This window comes from Xenorhabdus budapestensis (genome assembly GCF_002632465.1).
Taxonomy (GTDB): Bacteria; Pseudomonadota; Gammaproteobacteria; order Enterobacterales; family Enterobacteriaceae; genus Xenorhabdus; species Xenorhabdus budapestensis.
The window spans coordinates 174,411-188,992 of sequence record NZ_NIBS01000002.1 but is presented as its reverse complement, the minus strand read 5'-3'; the positions used below and the strand labels follow the sequence as shown (position 1 = coordinate 188,992).

The following is a 14,582-nucleotide window of genomic DNA, read 5'->3' as shown; positions in this document are numbered from 1 at the left end:
ATGTATACAAAGATCTTAGGCACGGGCAGTTATTTGCCTTCTCAGGTGCGTACTAACGCAGATTTAGAAAAAATGGTGGATACAACTGATGAGTGGATCGTGACTCGTACAGGTATCCGTGAACGCCGTATAGCTGCTGAAGGTGAAACAGTTGCTATCATGGGATTCAGGGCAGCTGAAAAAGCCATTGAAATGGCCGGTATCAATAAAACGCAAATCGATTTGATTGTTGTTGCAACAACAACGGGAAGCCATGCTTTTCCCAGCAGCGCTTGTCAGATCCAGAAGTTGTTAGGTATTAACAGTATTCCGGCTTTTGATATTGCGGCTGCTTGTGCCGGGTTTGCATATGCATTGAGTATTGTTGATCAATTTATTAAAACTGGTGCCGCTAAACATGCACTGGTTATTGGATCTGATATTGTCTCTAAAATTGTAAATCCTGAAGATCGCAGTACAGTTATCCTCTTTGGCGATGCCGCAGGTGCGATGGTTGTCGGCGCTTCTGAAGCGCCGGGTGTTCTGTCAACTCACCTGCATGCAGATGGTCATTATGGTGAATTACTGTCAGTCCCTCATCAAGATCGCCAAAAATTGGGTTCACCAGCATACGTCACAATGGTTGGCAATGAAGTATTTAAGGTTGCTGTGCGAGAATTAGCGAATATCGTTGATGAGACTTTAAAAGCTAACGATTTAGATCATTCGCAGCTTGACTGGCTGGTTCCTCATCAGGCGAACTTACGTATTATTTCTGCGACAGCTAAAAAACTGAATATGACTATGGATAAAGTTGTCGTGACACTGGATCGTCATGGCAATACCTCAGCGGCATCTGTTCCGACTGCATTTGACGAAGCGGTACGTGATGGAAGAATTCAACGTGGCCAACTTGTTTTACTTGAAGCATTTGGCGGTGGCTTTACCTGGGGCTCAGCGCTAGTACGTTTTTAACTTAACAGGAAGATAAACATGTCTGATTTTGCAATGGTATTCCCTGGCCAAGGTTCTCAATCCCTTGGCATGCTAGCTGATTTAGCTACAGAATTTCCGCTTGTAGAACAAACCTTCGCAGAGGCTTCTGAGGTTCTGGGATACGATTTATGGGAATTAGTTCAGCAGGGGCCAGCGGAAGAACTGAATAAAACGTGGAAAACACAGCCTGCATTGCTGGCGGCTTCCTTTGCCATTTGGCGGATATGGCAGGAGCGGGGTGGTCAAGCTCCTTCTATGATGGCTGGTCATAGCCTTGGTGAATATTCTGCACTGGTTTGTGCTGGTGTAATTGAATTCCAACAAGCTATCAAGTTGGTTGAATTACGCGGGAAACTGATGCAGGAGGCAGTATCTGAAGGGCAAGGTGCTATGTATGCCATTATTGGCCTGGATAATGAGTCCATTGCAAAAGCATGCCAAGAATCAGCACAGGGACAGATTGTTTCGCCTGTTAACTTTAACTCTCCTGGACAGGTCGTAATTGCTGGCGAGAAAGAAGCAGTAGAGCGTGCAGGGGCTGCATGTAAAGCGGCTGGGGCTAAGCGAGCTCTGCCTTTGGCAGTCAGTGTTCCTTCACATTGTGCCCTGATGAAATCTGCGGCAGACCAGTTGGCAACGGCACTGCAATCTGTTGTGTTTAATCAACCGCAGTTCCCTGTTGTCAATAATGTGGATGTTAAAGTAGAAGAATCTGCTGATGCAATTCGGAATGCTCTGGTTCGTCAGTTGTATCATCCTGTACGCTGGGCAGAATCTGTTGAATATATTGCAACGCAAAGTATTGATAAAATTTTAGAAATAGGACCAGGTAAGGTATTAACTGGTTTAACAAAACGAATTGTTGATACTTTAAGTGCTGTAGCAGTAAATGATGTATCATCATTCACAATTGCTCTGAATAAATGACTGAGGAAAACATGGGCTTTGATGGAAAAATTGCACTAGTTACTGGTGCTAGCCGTGGCATAGGTCGAGCGATTGCAGAATTATTGGCTGAACGTGGCGCACGTGTAATTGGCACTGCGACCAGTGAAAAGGGAGCCGAGGCAATCAGTGCCTATCTTGGTAATAAAGGCAAAGGTTTTGTACTGAATGTCACAGATTCAGCATCCATTGAACAAGCACTATCGAATATTCGTGCTGAATTTGGTGAAATAGACATTCTAGTGAATAATGCGGGCATCACACGTGATAACTTGTTGATGCGTATGAAAGATGATGAGTGGCAAAATATTGTTAACACTAATCTTTCTTCGATTTTTCGTCTGTCAAAAGCAGTAATGCGTTCTATGATGAAAAAACGTTATGGGCGTATTATTTCCATTGGATCTGTTGTTGGAACAATGGGAAATGCGGGGCAGGCGAATTACGCGGCAGCGAAAGCAGGGGTCATTGGTTTTAGCAAATCACTGGCCCGTGAAGTCGCTTCTCGTGGCATTACCGTCAATGTTATTGCACCTGGCTTTATCGAAACGGATATGACCAGAGCGTTGACAGACGACCAACGGGCAGGCATTTTATCTCAAGTTCCTGCTAATCGTCTCGGTGATGCAAAGGAAATTGCCAGTGCTGTAGCGTTTCTTGCTTCTGATGAGGCCGCTTACATTACGGGTGAAACATTGCATGTCAATGGTGGCATGTACATGATTTAAAAATGAGCGAACCCACTATTTTTGATGTATTTTTTGTACAAAAAAAGCAGTTGGTGGTTCGACCAGCCGGGATTTGGTTGCATCTTTTCCTGTATTTTATAAACTACGAAAACCATCGCGAAAGCGAGTTTTGATAGGAAATTTAATAGTATGAGCACTATCGACGAACGCGTTAAGAAAATCATCGTTGAACAACTGGGTGTTAAAGAGGAAGAAGTTGTAAACACAGCTTCATTTGTTGATGACTTGGGCGCTGATTCTCTTGACACAGTTGAACTGGTAATGGCTCTGGAAGAAGAGTTCGATATTGAGATCCCAGACGAAGAAGCTGAAAAAATCACTACAGTTCAGGCTGCTATTGACTACGTTGAAAACGCAGGTAAATAAGCACATATACCTAGGCGGTCGTCCGACCGCCTATGTTTTTTGTCTTACATTTTTTCCCTCCCTGGAGGATAACCGTGTCTAAGCGTCGAGTAGTCGTGACCGGACTAGGCATGGTATCTCCTGTCGGCAATACAGTAGAGTCTTCTTGGAACGCTGTTTGTATCGGACAGAGTGGTATCGGCCTTATCGAACATTTTGACACCGCTAACCATGCAACTAAGTTTGCTGGTGTGGTGAAGAATTTTAATCATGAAGATTTCAATCTTTCGCGTAAAGATGCACGAAAGATGGATTTGTTCATTCAGTATGGTATTGCTGCTGGCATTCAAGCCATTGAGGATGCAGGAATCGAAGTAACAGAAGCCAATGCTGGCCGCTTTGGTGCTGCGATTGGTTCTGGTATTGGTGGTTTGGGCTTGATTGAAGAAAACCACAGTACATTGCTTTCGGCCGGGCCTCGTAAGGTCAGCCCATTCTTTGTACCTTCAACCATTATTAATATGGTAGCAGGCCATTTGAGCATTCTATATGGTCTTCGTGGTCCTAGTATTTCTATTGCAACTGCTTGTACTTCTGGCGTACACAACATCGGCCATGCGGCGCGTATCATTGCATATAATGATGCCGATATCATGTTGGCGGGTGGTGCTGAGAAGGCAAGTACAGAATTTGGTGTTGCAGGGTTTGGCGCTGCCCGTGCACTATCGACCCGTAATGATGATCCTCAAGGTGCGAGCCGCCCCTGGGATAAAGATCGTGATGGATTTGTTCTGGGTGATGGTGCTGGTGTTATTGTTCTTGAAGAATATGAACACGCCAAAAAAAGGGGCGCGAAAATTTATGCTGAAGTAGTTGGCTTCGGTATGAGTAGTGATGCGTATCACATGACATCTCCACCGGAAAATGGAGCAGGTGCAGCACTTGCTATGGAAAATGCTTTGAGAGATGCAGATATTTCTCCGGATCAGGTGGGCTACATTAATGCTCATGGTACTTCAACGCCAGCAGGTGATCTTGCTGAAGCTGTGGCAGTGGAGTCTGTATTTGGTAAAGGCACTAAAGTATTAGTGAGTTCAACTAAATCTATGACAGGTCACTTGCTGGGCGCGGCAGGAGCGGTGGAATCTATTTTTACCATTCTTTCCCTGCGTGATCAGATTGTTCCTCCAACCATTAACCTGGTTAATCAGGATGAAAATTGCCGTTTGGATTTTGTCCCTGGTCAGGCGCGCAACGTTGGAAGAATGGAATATGCGTTGTGTAACTCTTTCGGCTTCGGTGGAACTAACGGTTCACTGATTTTCCGTAAGATGTAAAACACTCAATTTCCTAGAAAAAGCCTCAACTCTTATGTTGGGGTTTTTTTATGTTTTATTTCTGTGCTTTTCAGATGCACATTTTTGCACTGCCACGACTCATATACTATTATAACGCCCCTTATAAGCTGAGGTTTCCACACCTTTTTATTTAAGAATCAAAAAATAAGATGATGTATTGGATTAACGGCAAATTATACGATCAACTTTCTGCTAATGATCGTTCGGTACAATTTGGGGATGGCTGCTTTACCACAATAAGAGTTGAGCAAGGTCAGGCGGCTTTGTTGCCTTTGCATATAAAACGGTTACAAAAAGGCGTTGAAAAACTGTTTATGCCTGTGCTGGATTGGATGCAATTGGAAAGCCATATTAAACAAGTTGCTGCGGAGTGTGAATCAGGTGTTTTGAAAGTGATCCTCTCCAGAGGGAATGGTGGCCGTGGGTACAGCTTTGATAGCATTAGTGAGCCAAATCAAATTCTTTCATTAAGTTCATATCCAGAACAATACCATACCTTACGTGAAAGAGGTGTTTCGTTGGGCCTCAGTCCTGTTGCAATGGGGATTAATCCTCATTTGGCAGGCATCAAGCATCTGAACCGTTTGGAGCAGGTTTTGATAAAACGGTTTATTGAACAAGCAAAAATTGATGAAGCGTTGGTACTTGATAGCGATGGGTTATTGGTTGAATGTTGTACCGCAAATATTTTTTGGCGTAGAGGTAAAAACGTTTATACACCGGATTTAAGCCAGTGTGGTGTAGAAGGAGTAATGCGACAGAAGATTATCCAGGTATTGGAAGACAGTGACTATAACTTGTCGTGTGTCATGCGTTATCCTGAAGCATTGGCACATGCCGATGAGGTGATTATTTGTAATTCCCTGATGCCTGTGATGGCTGTCAATCAGATCCTGGCACATAAAAATCAACCTGCGTGGAAATATCAAACCAGAGAATTACATGAATATTTATTACCTGAGTGTTTAAGACTGTAGTTGTAATTCGAGGGTATGAAACAGCGGTTATTCCGTATTCCGTCTCTATCATTGAAGAACAGATAAAAATGGTAATCGAATGAAACTTAAAAAGAACATTCTTGTTTTACCTGGATTGATTATTATTGTTGCAGCAATAGCATTTTTCTTTTTTGTAAAAAAAATAGAAAATTTTTCTGCTCAAAAGGTTAACCTGGCTCAAGATCTTATATTCACAGTACCTGCCGGCACAGGACGTTCCGGGCTGGAAACACTATTAATTCAGCATAAACTCATCGAAGATAACCAATTATTGCCGTGGTTGTTTCGTTTAGAACCAGAATTGGCCAAGTTTAAGGCAGGTACTTTTTGTCTACAAAAAAATATGACGTTAAAAGAAATACTGCAATTATTCTCTAGTGGTAAAGAAATTCAATTTTCTATCCGCTTTATTGAAGGTAGTCGTCTCTCTGACTGGTCAAAGATATTGCAGAATGCGCCATACTTGAAGCATGAGACAGAAGGTAAAACGTCACAAGATCTAACAAAATTGTTGGATATGAAAGCAGGTGAATCACTGGAAGGGTGGTTTTACCCTGATACTTACCTCTATACAGCAGGTACACGTGATATAGAATTACTCAGGCGTGCTTACCAAAAAATGGTCATGGTAATAGAGCAGGAATGGAAAAATCGTGCAGAGAATTTACCGTATAAGAGTGCTTATGAGATGTTAATTATGGCATCTATTATCGAAAAAGAGACTGCGGTAGATTCTGAACGCGCTAAAATCGCATCAGTATTTGTTAATCGTCTGCGGTTAAAGATGCGATTACAAACAGATCCGACAGTCATATATGGGTTGGGCGATAAGTATACCGGAACCATTTTTCGTAGCAGCTTGACCACATTTACACCATACAATACTTATATGATCGAGGGGCTGCCACCGACGCCTATTGCCATGCCAAGTCTTGCATCGATCAAGGCAGCGGCGCATCCGGCCGTGACTGATTATCTATATTTCGTTGCAGATGGTAATGGCGGTCATATATTTACTACGAATTTGGTAGCACATAATAAAGCGGTAAATCTTTATCGTCAGAGATTAAAGCAGGATAAATGAACAGTAAATTTATTGTTATTGAAGGGCTTGAAGGCGCAGGAAAAACTACGGCAATCCAAACTGTGGCTGATACACTGAAACAGCATGGTATTTCTGATCTTGTTTTTACCCGTGAACCGGGTGGAACTCCCTTAGCGGAAAAATTACGTCAATTGATCAAAGAAGGAATTGAAGGAGAGATATTGACGGATAAAGCAGAAGTATTAATGCTTTACGCTGCCAGAGTTCAGTTAGTGGAGAATGTGATCAAGCCTGCTCTGGCAAAAGGCAGTTGGGTTGTCGGAGATCGCCATGATCTGTCTTCTCAGGCATATCAGGGCGGTGGTCGTGGTATTGACCGGAGCTTATTGTCTTCATTGCGTGAAGCAGCGCTCGGTGATTTTTACCCTGATTTGACCATTTATCTTGATTTACCGCCAGAGGTTGGTTTACAGCGTGCCCGCGAGCGTGGTGAATTGGATCGTATTGAAAAAGAATCGCTGGATTTTTTCTATCGTACCCGTACAAGGTATCTCGAACTCGTAGAACAAGATAAGGCCATCAAAAAAGTAGATGCAACACAGCCATTGGAAAAAGTACAGGATGATATTCGTCAGATTTTGTTCCATTGGCTGAAACAACGGGAAATGCAGGAATGAATTGGTATCCGTGGCTTAACCATGCGTATCGCCAGTTGATTGAATCTCATCAACAAGGTCGTGGACATCATGCTCTTTTGCTTCATGCGCATGAAGGAACAGGAGCAGATGCATTACTTTATGGGTTAAGCCGCTGGTTGATGTGTCAGAATAAACAAGGCACAAAAAGTTGTGGTAAGTGTCACGGCTGTCATTTGATGCTGGCAGAAACCCATTCTGACTGGCATGTTCTTGCTCCAGAAAAGGGGAAAAGTGTCATTGGTGTGGATGCAATACGCCAGCTTAGTGAAAAACTTTACGAATATTCTCAACAGGGCGGCGCTAAAATTGTGTGGTTATCATCAACAGAAGCGCTCACTGATGCAGCTTCCAACGCCTTGTTGAAAACGTTAGAAGAACCGCCCGGAAATACCTATTTCTTATTGAGGTGCCAACGTCCGGCGAGCTTGCTGGCAACATTGCGAAGCCGCTGTTTCTATTATTTTCTGCCTGTCCCTGAAAATCAAACAGGGTTGTACTGGCTACAAAATCAACTTCCGGCAATATCATTGCAGGATATCCAGACGGCATTAAAATTGTCACAGGGAGCGCCACTGGCTGCAAAACAGTTACTCCAAACTGAAAAATGGCAGCAGAGAACGGCATTTTGTCAGGCTATTACACAGGCATTATATGACTATGATACCTTATCACTTTTGCCATTATTGAATCGTGATGATGCACAACAATCGTTATATTGGCTGATTTGCTTGCTATCTGATGCAGTGAAATGGCAGCAAAAGGCGCAAAATTACTGTATTAATCAAGATCAGCAGGCGTTGATCCACCATTTGGCTTCCAGCCAAGGTGTGGAAAAATTATTAAATATGGTTGATGATTGGACGCGTTGTCGTCATCAATTAATATCCGTAGTGGGCATCAATCGGGAATTGTTACTGACTGAACAATTACTCAATTGGGAAAGGCAACTTTGCTCCACTCGCTAACACATTTAGATACGGGCATATTATGTTTTTAGTGGATTCACATTGTCATCTCGACTGTTTAGATTATGAAACACTGCACAAAAGTGTAGATGATGTAGTTGCTAAAGCCGCAGAAAGGGATGTGAAGTATATGCTGGCGGTAGCAACTACGTTGCCCGGTTTCCAGCAAATGAAAAATATGATTGGTAAACGTGAAAATGTCGCGTATTCCTGTGGTATTCATCCATTGAATCTGGATGAAGGTTACGATTTTGATGAACTTGCCCGATTAGCTGTGGACAATGATGTAATCGCACTGGGGGAAACAGGGCTGGATTATTATTATCAGAAAGAAAATGCAGAATTACAGAGAACTTCATTTCGCCAGCATATCCGTATCGGTCGTGAATTAAATAAGCCCGTGATTGTTCATACCCGTGAAGCAAGAGATGATACCCTGATGGTTTTGCGAGAAGAAAACGTACAGGATTGTGGTGGGGTGCTGCACTGTTTTACAGAAGATAAAGATACAGCACGGGATTTACTGGATCTCGGTTTTTATATTTCTTTCTCAGGTATTGTTACATTTCGTAATGCAGAACAAATTCGTGAAGCTGCAAGGTTTGTCCCTCTCGACCGTATTTTGGTAGAAACTGATTCACCTTATCTGGCCCCGGTTCCTTATCGTGGCAAGCAGAATCAGCCCGCTTATGTACGTGATGTTGCTGAGTATATGGCAGTACTGAAAGGGGTCAGTATTGAGAAGTTGGCAGAAGTAACGACCAGAAACTTTTGTGACTTGTTCCATATTAATATTTAAGAAAATTAAATGATAAGAAAGGAGAAGTGAGATGGCAGAAGAAACTATTTTCAGCAAAATCATTCGTCGTGAAATTCCATCTGATATCGTATATCAAGATGATTTGGTGACGGCATTTCGGGATATTTCACCTCAAGCCTCAACTCATATTCTGATTGTCCCTAATGTACTTATTCCAACAGTTAATGATGTTACTCCAGAGCATGAACCTGCATTGGGGCGTTTGTTCACTGTTGCAGCGAAAATCGCCAAACAAGAAGGAATTGCAGAAGATGGTTATCGCCTTATCATGAATTGTAACCGTCATTCGGGACAGGAAGTGTTTCATATCCATATGCATTTGGTAGGTGGACATCCATTAGGCCCACTATTGGTAAGGTAATATTATCCATCACTATTTTTGCTAATAAGTTTTCGTTAATGGATTTACGTTAATGAAACTATGTATAACAGATTCGTATGATAGTTGTGCATGATTCTGTACACGATAGTGTTGTAACTGGAGTAGATTAATGAAAAGAGTTCTTTTAGTTATATTATCAGCAATATTGCTGGCGAGTTGTTCATTAATACCGCCACAGCCGCCTGCTCCTGTTACTCCTGCTGAACCAGAGCAAAAAACAGAACCTCCGGCAAAGCCACTGGAGAAAGTTCCTCAACCTCCAAGGATCCAGTCGATTAGCTGGAATAGCATCGTTCAGCCATTAATTGAACAGCTGGTCAAAGCTCAGGGCGTAGAGGCAGGAAAAGTATTGCTTGTTGATACAGTTAAAAACAACACAAATGGCTCACTGAGAACACTTCAGGCAACTGATGCGATTACAGATGTGGTCAGTAAAAAACAGATTTTTCAGATAGTACCGAAAAAACAGGTGTATTACGCTAGGCAGGCGTTAGGGTTGTCATCAGAAGATAGCCTGGCATTACGCAGTAAATCTATCGGTTTAGCGCGCTATCTAAATGCTGATTATGTGCTCTATTCTGTCGTATCTGGTAATAATGAACAGCGTAAGATAGAGATGCAGCTTATGCTGGTCAAAACGGGTGAGATACTTTGGTCAGGTAGTGGTGATATTGACTAATAATAAAGCCTTACTTGAGGTATTGCGTCAGAAATGGCCTGACATTCCTGCAAGAAATTGGGAAATCAGGCTATTAGCAGGATTGACCCAGGGAAGCCACTATATTACGGATGGCGTACATCAGATGGTGGGACGCAGGCAAATGTGGCATGGTGGAGCTTTGGGGATAAATCGCCAACGGGAAAATCGGATCTTACGCAGGCTCTCTTTTGTCGGTATTGCGCCTAAAGTCATTGCCATGCATAGTGATTGGTTGTTATTGGAATGGCTGAGCGGAACAAAAGTTACGGCTGAAGCATTTGGTTTACCGTCATTTCAACAGTCGTTGGCGCAAATAGTTGCTAACCTCCATCACCATTCGCCATTGGGTTATTCTCTCCAGCTTAAACAACAAATCGCATCCCAGTGGCAGCAGATTGATAATCGACGGCTTTCACCGGATTGGTTGCGGCTACATAAATTATTTATGACAGCAAAGATGCCTGTTCCTTTGAAAATAGCACCTGCTCACATGGATATTCATCCTGATAACCTGCTTATGACTTCAGAAGGCCTAAAGTTGATTGATTGGGAATATGCAACGGATGTCGATATCGGTTTCTCATTGGCAACCTTATTTAAAGGTAATCAATGGGATGAAATACAGCAGAAGACTTTTTTGAATTATTATTGTACCTACGCATCAGGCTACATTGATATCGTCTTATTGGAGCAAAAAATTAAGCAGTGGGAGCCGTGGGTGAGATACATGATGCTGATGTGGTATGAAGTACGTTGGCAGCAGACAAAAGAGCTGCAATTTTCAGCATTGGCTCATTCCTTGCGCCTAAGCTTTAATCTGGCGTTTTAGTCCGCTGGATGGCGATTAATAAGATGATATTTAATAGATAACTAATACAAATAGAAGTGAGGAATGTTATGGGTCCAGTAATGTTAGATGTTGTTGGTTATGAGCTGGATAGTGAAGAACGTGAAATTCTGCAACATCCATTAGTGGGCGGTTTGATCCTGTTTACCCGCAATTTTCACGATACTCAGCAGTTACATGATTTAGTTTGTCAAATCCGCGAAGCCTCCCGCCATCGTTTAGTTATCGCTGTTGATCAGGAAGGGGGACGTGTACAGCGTTTTCATGAAGGTTTTACTCGCTTACCTGCCGCACAATCTTTTGCCTGTTTGAATGATGAACTGATGGGGGGACATTTGGCAGAAGAGTCCGGTTGGCTGATGGCATCAGAAATGATTTCAATGGATATTGATATCAGTTTTGCTCCTGTACTGGACTTGGGACATAAGTGCACTGCGATTGGTGAACGTTCGTTTCATGAAGAGCCTGAACAGGCGATGGTAATGGCTGAACGATTTATCAGAGGTATGTATTCGGCAGGAATGAAATCAACGGGTAAACATTTTCCCGGACACGGAGCAGTAACAGCAGATTCTCATAAAGAAACTCCACTGGATGATCGTTCAATGGATATGATTAGCTGTCACGATATGTTGATCTTCCGTGATTTCATTCAACGAAATTTGCTTGATGCAATTATGCCGGCTCATGTGATCTACTCTCAGGTAGATCATCGTCCGGCAAGTGCTTCTCCTTACTGGCTTAAAAACGTTTTACGCCAGCAACTAGGCTTTGATGGCGTTATTTTTTCTGATGATCTGTCAATGGAAGGTGCGGCAGTTATGGGCGGGTATGCTGAACGTGCGAAAGCCTCACTAGAAGCGGGATGCGACATGATTTTGGTGTGCAATAACCGTCAAGGGGCAACGGATGTTTTGGATAACTTACCAATGATTAATTCGAATAAAGTAACACGGTTATATCATCAGGGAGGTCAGTTCAGTCTGGAAGAGCTGAAAAAATCAGAACGTTGGCAGCAGGCAAACACAAAATTGAATAATTTGTGTGAACAGTGGCTAAGCTGCGGCTGATCATTGAATTTGTCTGATTGGTTGCTATCAAATCTGGGATAAAGTTACTGCCTGATGATCCTATCTCTTTTGCCGCTTTTAATTTATTTCTCCCTGAAATTGGTTTCAGAATATCGTTTTGTCAAAAAATCCCATAAATCACATAATGTTAACATTGTAAATTACAAATTTTCATAAACCAGATTTAAGTCGGATTAATTAAAACTAAGTACACAAATTTTGTGATTGGCGTCTAATTAATCAAAAGAATTTGATAGGGGCTATTTTTGGTATGACCTACTGACTAGCCATGATATTCTGAAGATATTTTCAGTGAGAAATTTATTATGCCTGATATTATTTAAGAACGTTATCCAAAAATTGTTTTAGCGCTTTACATAACATTAGTTGTATTTTCAGTGGGGTAGTCATGACAACGCCAAAGACAAGAATTGTCATCATTGGTGGGGGTGCTGGTGGTTTAGAGCTGGCAACACGTTTGGGGCATAAATTAGGGCGTAAGCAAAAAGCCGAAATTACTTTGGTGGATCGCAATAATAGCCACTTATGGAAGCCATTATTGCATGAAGTCGCAACAGGCTCTCTTGATGATGGTGTTGATGCATTGAGTTATCTGGCCCATGCCAGCAACCATTACTTTAACTTCCAATTAGGTACACTTACAAATATCGATCGTGAAGGAAGAAAAGTCACACTAGCTGAGATCCGCGATGAAGGTAATGATTTACTGGTAGCAGAGCGTGAGTTGGCTTACGACATTCTTGTCATGGCATTGGGTAGCCAATCGAATGATTTCGGTACGGCAGGTGTAAGAGAAAACTGTATTTTCCTTGATAACCCACAACAAGCACATCGTTTCCACAATGAGATGTTAAACCTGTTTCTGAAATATTCTGCAAATCAATGTGCGGAAGAGAAAGTTAACATTGCGATTGTTGGTGGTGGCGCAACAGGTGTTGAGCTTTCAGCAGAGCTGTATAACGCAGTTAAACAGTTGAACAGTTACGGATTCGAAAGCCTGAATTCAGACGCATTGAACGTTACTCTGGTTGAGGCCGGTGAGCGAATTCTGCCGGCATTGCCGCCACGTATTTCCAGTGCTGCGCATCAGGAATTAACCAAACTTGGTGTTAAAGTCTTAACCAAAACTATGGTAACCAGTGCAGATGGACATGGACTGAATACCAAAGATGGTGAACAAATCAAGGCTTCTTTGATGGTTTGGGCTGCGGGAATTAAGGCGCCTGATTTTATGAAAGAGATTGGGGGACTGGAAACAAACCGCATAAATCAGTTGGTTGTGAAACCTACTTTGCAGTCAACATTGGATAATAATATTTTTGCTATCGGTGATTGTGCATCATGCCCGAAAAAAGAGGGGGGGTTTGTTCCTCCGCGCGCTCAGTCTGCTCACCAAATGGCAAACCGTTGTTATAACAATATTTTGGCTCTATTGAATGAGAAACCACTGAAGGAATATGTGTACAAAGATCACGGTTCACTGGTATCTTTATCTAAATTTAGTACAGTGGGTAGTCTGATGGGTAACTTGATGCGTGGCTCTATGATGGTAGAAGGCCGTATTGCACGTATGGTTTATATCTCTTTATACCGCATGCATCAGGTCGCATTACATGGATATATTAAAACAGGCTTAATGATGCTGGTTGGTGGAATTAACCGTGTTATTCGCCCACGCTTGAAATTGCACTAATTGAGTTAAAGTGGTTCATCTGGATTTAAGATATCCAAAATATTTCAGATGAACCATTAAACATTTTTTTATTTTTTCTTGATTATTTATCATATTTTTTGTTATACCTTTCATAATTATTTCTCTATTATTTTTTAGACCTGTTTAATCCTTGTAATAAGGCTAATTTTAATTAGGTAACTATGTCATAACAATGTATGTCAATATGTTAAAATTGAAAATATTTAGTAAAAACATTCAATTTAATGATGTATAAAGAATAGGGGATATAAATTGAATGAAAAAACTCTATTCAATAGATTTTAAATCCTAATAAAAATCAAAAGACTGAAAGATGGATAACATTTATTTTAGTAGCTTCATAGGATTTTTCTTAATAATGAATTGAACGCATTTTTGGTTTCTACAAATAGTTAATGAACATGTTTAAATCCAGGAGTATATCAAATTATTAATATAACAAGGTGCTATGTGAGTAAACTAAAGACAAGGCAGTGTGGGATTTACTCTCTGATTGTTATGATTGCCGTTGGTATTGCTGCAATATTTTATTTTAAAAACCCGCAGCCTAAAGTTGCACAGGTGCTCTCTTCAGAGCCTATCAAAACAATGGCTTCTGCTCCTCAATATTATTGTAATGGGGCTCTGCTACCATTTCGAATCGGATTGGGAAATATTGAGAATAACCATCTGTCTGTATATAAAAATAGTATGTTTACTCTTATTGAAATGTTAAATATAAAAAGAGAATATCACGTATTGAACTATTCTCAATTAAAAAATTGTGTCATGGTTCATGTCAAGGAAAAACGTATTATTGGGTATGATGTTATTTATATGATCGGTGATAAACCTGGTAAGGTGAGAGTGACATATAAACCAGAACAAACCATTCCTCTGGATGAAAAAGGAAGATTAATTCTCACACCATATTTGTAGAGCCGGGCTGTTTTAAAAAGGGATTGTACCCC

The 14,582-nt window shown here is 41.5% G+C and carries 16 protein-coding genes; all 16 read left to right on the top strand.

Annotation, left to right across the window (positions count from 1 at the left end; translation table 11 throughout):
- The 16 genes from Xbud_RS03565 to umoD all read left to right on the top strand — a co-directional run bounded on the left by Xbud_RS03565 (nucleotide 1) and on the right by umoD (nucleotide 14,550).
- On the top strand, nucleotides 1-954 hold the full coding sequence (locus tag Xbud_RS03565) for a beta-ketoacyl-ACP synthase III (protein ID WP_099134779.1): 954 nt from the start codon (nucleotides 1-3) through the stop codon (nucleotides 952-954).
- 18 nt (nucleotides 955-972) lie between these two features.
- Nucleotides 973-1,902, top strand: coding sequence for an ACP S-malonyltransferase (gene fabD / locus Xbud_RS03560; RefSeq protein ID WP_099134778.1), 930 nt, complete (start codon nucleotides 973-975; stop codon nucleotides 1,900-1,902).
- Nucleotides 1,903-1,913: 11 nt separating this feature from the next.
- Nucleotides 1,914-2,648, top strand: coding sequence for a 3-oxoacyl-ACP reductase FabG (gene fabG, locus Xbud_RS03555; protein ID WP_099134777.1), 735 nt, complete (start codon nucleotides 1,914-1,916; stop codon nucleotides 2,646-2,648).
- A gap of 150 nt (nucleotides 2,649-2,798) precedes the next feature.
- Complete coding sequence (acpP, locus tag Xbud_RS03550; protein ID WP_012989255.1) at nucleotides 2,799-3,035, top strand: acyl carrier protein; 237 nt, start codon at nucleotides 2,799-2,801, stop codon at nucleotides 3,033-3,035.
- A 74-nt stretch (nucleotides 3,036-3,109) separates the two neighbouring features.
- Nucleotides 3,110-4,351, top strand: a complete 1,242-nt coding sequence (gene fabF, locus Xbud_RS03545) for a beta-ketoacyl-ACP synthase II (RefSeq protein ID WP_099134776.1) — start codon at nucleotides 3,110-3,112, stop codon at nucleotides 4,349-4,351.
- 173 nt (nucleotides 4,352-4,524) lie between these two features.
- Nucleotides 4,525-5,349 (top strand): aminodeoxychorismate lyase, encoded by an 825-nt coding sequence (pabC, locus tag Xbud_RS03540; protein WP_209028742.1) that lies wholly within the window; start codon nucleotides 4,525-4,527, stop codon nucleotides 5,347-5,349.
- A 79-nt stretch (nucleotides 5,350-5,428) separates the two neighbouring features.
- Nucleotides 5,429-6,454, top strand: a complete 1,026-nt coding sequence (gene mltG, locus Xbud_RS03535; RefSeq protein WP_099134774.1) for an endolytic transglycosylase MltG — start codon at nucleotides 5,429-5,431, stop codon at nucleotides 6,452-6,454.
- Nucleotides 6,451-7,092: a dTMP kinase gene (tmk, locus tag Xbud_RS03530; protein WP_099134773.1), complete on the top strand. Its 642-nt coding sequence runs from the start codon at nucleotides 6,451-6,453 to the stop codon at nucleotides 7,090-7,092. Before mltG ends, tmk begins: the two co-directional genes overlap by 4 nt.
- Nucleotides 7,089-8,078 (top strand): DNA polymerase III subunit delta', encoded by a 990-nt coding sequence (gene holB / locus Xbud_RS03525; RefSeq protein ID WP_099134772.1) that lies wholly within the window; start codon nucleotides 7,089-7,091, stop codon nucleotides 8,076-8,078. Before tmk ends, holB begins: the two co-directional genes overlap by 4 nt.
- Before the next feature lie 22 nt (nucleotides 8,079-8,100).
- Nucleotides 8,101-8,877, top strand: coding sequence for a metal-dependent hydrolase (locus Xbud_RS03520; protein ID WP_099134771.1), 777 nt, complete (start codon nucleotides 8,101-8,103; stop codon nucleotides 8,875-8,877).
- Between the two features lie 31 nt (nucleotides 8,878-8,908).
- Nucleotides 8,909-9,259 (top strand): purine nucleoside phosphoramidase, encoded by a 351-nt coding sequence (gene hinT, locus Xbud_RS03515; protein WP_099134770.1) that lies wholly within the window; start codon nucleotides 8,909-8,911, stop codon nucleotides 9,257-9,259.
- 130 nt (nucleotides 9,260-9,389) lie between these two features.
- Nucleotides 9,390-9,959: a penicillin-binding protein activator LpoB gene (lpoB, locus tag Xbud_RS03510; protein ID WP_099134769.1), complete on the top strand. Its 570-nt coding sequence runs from the start codon at nucleotides 9,390-9,392 to the stop codon at nucleotides 9,957-9,959.
- On the top strand, nucleotides 9,946-10,809 hold the full coding sequence (locus Xbud_RS03505; RefSeq protein WP_099134768.1) for a phosphotransferase: 864 nt from the start codon (nucleotides 9,946-9,948) through the stop codon (nucleotides 10,807-10,809). The genes lpoB and Xbud_RS03505 overlap by 14 nt, the downstream gene beginning before the upstream one ends.
- A gap of 68 nt (nucleotides 10,810-10,877) precedes the next feature.
- A complete protein-coding gene (gene nagZ, locus Xbud_RS03500) occupies nucleotides 10,878-11,897 on the top strand; it encodes a beta-N-acetylhexosaminidase (protein ID WP_099134767.1) in 1,020 nt (339 codons plus the stop codon).
- Nucleotides 11,898-12,306: 409 nt separating this feature from the next.
- A complete protein-coding gene (locus Xbud_RS03495; RefSeq protein WP_099134766.1) occupies nucleotides 12,307-13,611 on the top strand; it encodes an NAD(P)/FAD-dependent oxidoreductase in 1,305 nt (434 codons plus the stop codon).
- A 471-nt stretch (nucleotides 13,612-14,082) separates the two neighbouring features.
- Nucleotides 14,083-14,550 carry a UmoD family flagellar biogenesis regulator gene (gene umoD, locus Xbud_RS03490; protein ID WP_099134765.1) on the top strand — a complete coding sequence of 156 codons (468 nt, stop codon included), beginning with the start codon at nucleotides 14,083-14,085 and terminating at the stop codon, nucleotides 14,548-14,550.
- Nucleotides 14,551-14,582 lie beyond the last annotated feature (32 nt).

Bases quoted from the DNA above. Each gene is read 5' to 3' on its own strand.
- Xbud_RS03495 (WP_099134766.1), top strand. From the start codon at position 12,307: ATGACAACGCCAAAGACAAGAATTGTCATCATTGGTGGGGGTGCTGGT.
- tmk (WP_099134773.1), top strand. From the start codon at position 6,451: ATGAACAGTAAATTTATTGTTATTGAAGGGCTTGAAGGCGCAGGAAAA.
- lpoB (WP_099134769.1), top strand. From the start codon at position 9,390: ATGAAAAGAGTTCTTTTAGTTATATTATCAGCAATATTGCTGGCGAGT.
- fabD (WP_099134778.1), top strand. From the start codon at position 973: ATGTCTGATTTTGCAATGGTATTCCCTGGCCAAGGTTCTCAATCCCTT.
- fabG (WP_099134777.1), top strand. From the start codon at position 1,914: ATGGGCTTTGATGGAAAAATTGCACTAGTTACTGGTGCTAGCCGTGGC.
- hinT (WP_099134770.1), top strand. From the start codon at position 8,909: ATGGCAGAAGAAACTATTTTCAGCAAAATCATTCGTCGTGAAATTCCA.
- pabC (WP_209028742.1), top strand. From the start codon at position 4,525: ATGTATTGGATTAACGGCAAATTATACGATCAACTTTCTGCTAATGAT.
- holB (WP_099134772.1), top strand. From the start codon at position 7,089: ATGAATTGGTATCCGTGGCTTAACCATGCGTATCGCCAGTTGATTGAA.
- Xbud_RS03565 (WP_099134779.1), top strand. From the start codon at position 1: ATGTATACAAAGATCTTAGGCACGGGCAGTTATTTGCCTTCTCAGGTG.
- nagZ (WP_099134767.1), top strand. From the start codon at position 10,878: ATGGGTCCAGTAATGTTAGATGTTGTTGGTTATGAGCTGGATAGTGAA.
- Xbud_RS03520 (WP_099134771.1), top strand. From the start codon at position 8,101: ATGTTTTTAGTGGATTCACATTGTCATCTCGACTGTTTAGATTATGAA.
- mltG (WP_099134774.1), top strand. From the start codon at position 5,429: ATGAAACTTAAAAAGAACATTCTTGTTTTACCTGGATTGATTATTATT.
- acpP (WP_012989255.1), top strand. From the start codon at position 2,799: ATGAGCACTATCGACGAACGCGTTAAGAAAATCATCGTTGAACAACTG.